This window comes from Daejeonella sp. (genome assembly GCF_049655485.1).
In the GTDB taxonomy this organism is placed as follows: Bacteria; Bacteroidota; Bacteroidia; order Sphingobacteriales; family Sphingobacteriaceae; genus Daejeonella.
On the sequence record NZ_JBASJU010000158.1, the window covers coordinates 1 to 1,968 of the forward strand.

Consider the following 1,968-nt stretch of genomic DNA (forward strand, 5'->3'; position numbering starts at 1 on the left):
TTAAAATTCAATTTATGGAAAAGCAACAATCAGCGGAAACGCTTCGAAAACGCAAATTCTTAATGGTATTACCATTACTGGTACTACCATTTATGACTATGGCCTTCTGGGCTTTAGGAGGCGGAACCTCCCCGGAGAAGCCTTTGAAAGCAGACGAAAAAATGGGTTTCAATACAGATCTTCCCCAGCCAAAATTCGATATCGCTGAGAAACTGGATAAGTTCAGTGTATATGAAGCTTCTGCAAGGGAAGCAGAACAAGATTATCCTGGAGACGAAACTTATACTTCGTTAATGTCACATTCACCGGAAACATACATTGATCCGAATGAGCAAAAGATTAATGAAAAGCTCGCTCTATTGAACGCGGAGATAAACAAACCAAGTCCTTCTTCAACTGCCAGCTATGCGTCTAAGTCTAGAAATAACCGTGGTACGACAGACATGGATGCTGATGTAAGTCGGCTTGAAAATCTCATGCAGAATTTACAGAGCGGAAATCCAGACGACCCGGAAATGGTTCAGATAAATGCTATTCTGGAAAAGATCCTTGATATTCAGCATCCGGGACGAACGAGAGAAAAATTGGGGCAGAAATCATCGAACCCAGTAAAAGGAGTTTTCGCTGTGCAAGTCTTAGGCGAAAGGGATAGTAAACGGGCTTCATTTCCTCCAACAAGTGCTATCGACAATAACCATTCGCTAGACCTCTCCAGTGCCATCGAAGCCGTCATTCATCAAGATCAGGATATTGTATCTGGTTCAGTTGTAAAAATCCGACTATCTGACAGCATAAGCGTTAACGGCGCTTTAATCCCTAAGAACGAGTTTGTTTATGGCCTCGCCGAAGTTGACGAGGAGCGGCTAAAAATCACCATAGCCAGTATGAGATATAAGAATTCAATATTGCCAGTTTCACTGTCTGCCTACGATATGGATGGCTTGGAAGGACTATATATTCCCGGAGCCATTAGCCGGGATGCATCCAAAAAAGGTGTTGATGATGCTATTCAAAGTTTGGAAATCATGACAATGGATCCATCCGTTTCTGCTCAGGTTGCCGGTGCCGGCATTCAGGCTGCCAAAGGGTTATTTGGAAAAAAGGTGAAGCAAATAAGAGTAAAGGTGAAGGCCGGGTATAAACTCCTACTCAGAGACAACAAATCACGAAACTAATAATTACTGCTATGAGAACCTTAATAATTAATATACTGCTATATGTTCTACCTATAACAGTTTTAGCACAGGGAAAGACGAACTATAAAGATTCGGTCATTCAATTGTCCAACGTACTCAAAAAACCGGCTAACCTGAGTAACGCCTGTTCCCAAATAGTTAAATCTCGCAACTTTCAGACTATCAGGAGAGATAAAACTGGCAGGATGACTGGCAAACTCGGGCGAATCGCAATATCAGCGGACACGATCTTTTACCGGATTAAAATCAAGAACAAATCCAATATCAACTATGATATAGACTTCATCCGGTTTTATGTTAGAGACATAAAAACTGCGAAGCGGACAGTTACCCAGGAAATGGAGGTATACCCCATCTACTCTTACGGTTTGGACGATGATACTATCGAAGGTCAAAGTTTTTCCCAATATGTCTTCGCCTTAAACAAAGTTCCCCTTTCGAAGGATAAGGCACTATTCATCGAATTGTACGAGAAAGACGGAAGCAGACATATGTATTTAAAAGCGGAAGGAACTGATTTGGAAAACGCGCGGCTTATTAAATAATTCATTATGGTACTATCACCTGAAAAATCAGAAGAAGTTGTCGCTTTCCTTCGAAACGAGGTTGCTTCAGGAAAACGATGGGTTGTATTTGAAGAAGGTACGGTCATTAGCAATACTAATAACCTCCGCTGTTTTAAAAAGGAATTCGACGCCGGACAGTATGCTCATGATAATACTTCCACCTACGACCTCATGGTCAAAGATTCTTTAAAAAACGCCCTCAAATC

At 41.5% G+C, this 1,968-nt stretch carries 3 protein-coding genes; all 3 read left to right on the forward strand.

Translation table 11 applies throughout. The annotated features are described in order from the left end of the window. Nucleotides 1-1,175: conjugative transposon protein TraM (gene traM, locus WBJ10_RS06530; protein WP_424288717.1), on the forward strand; the 1,175-nt coding region annotated here is incomplete at its 5' end. Nucleotides 1,176-1,186: 11 nt separating this feature from the next. Next, the gene (locus tag WBJ10_RS06535; RefSeq protein ID WP_424288718.1) at nucleotides 1,187-1,741 is read left to right on the forward strand and encodes a DUF4138 domain-containing protein; all 555 of its coding nucleotides are present in this window, start codon (nucleotides 1,187-1,189) and stop codon (nucleotides 1,739-1,741) included. Between the two features lie 6 nt (nucleotides 1,742-1,747). Further along, a partial coding sequence (locus WBJ10_RS06540) for a hypothetical protein (protein ID WP_424288719.1) occupies nucleotides 1,748-1,968 on the forward strand: 221 nt, incomplete at its 3' end.

Excerpts from the sequence above, each read along its gene's own strand:
- WBJ10_RS06535 (WP_424288718.1), top strand. The coding sequence starts at position 1,187 with ATGAGAACCTTAATAATTAATATACTGCTATATGTTCTACCTATAACA.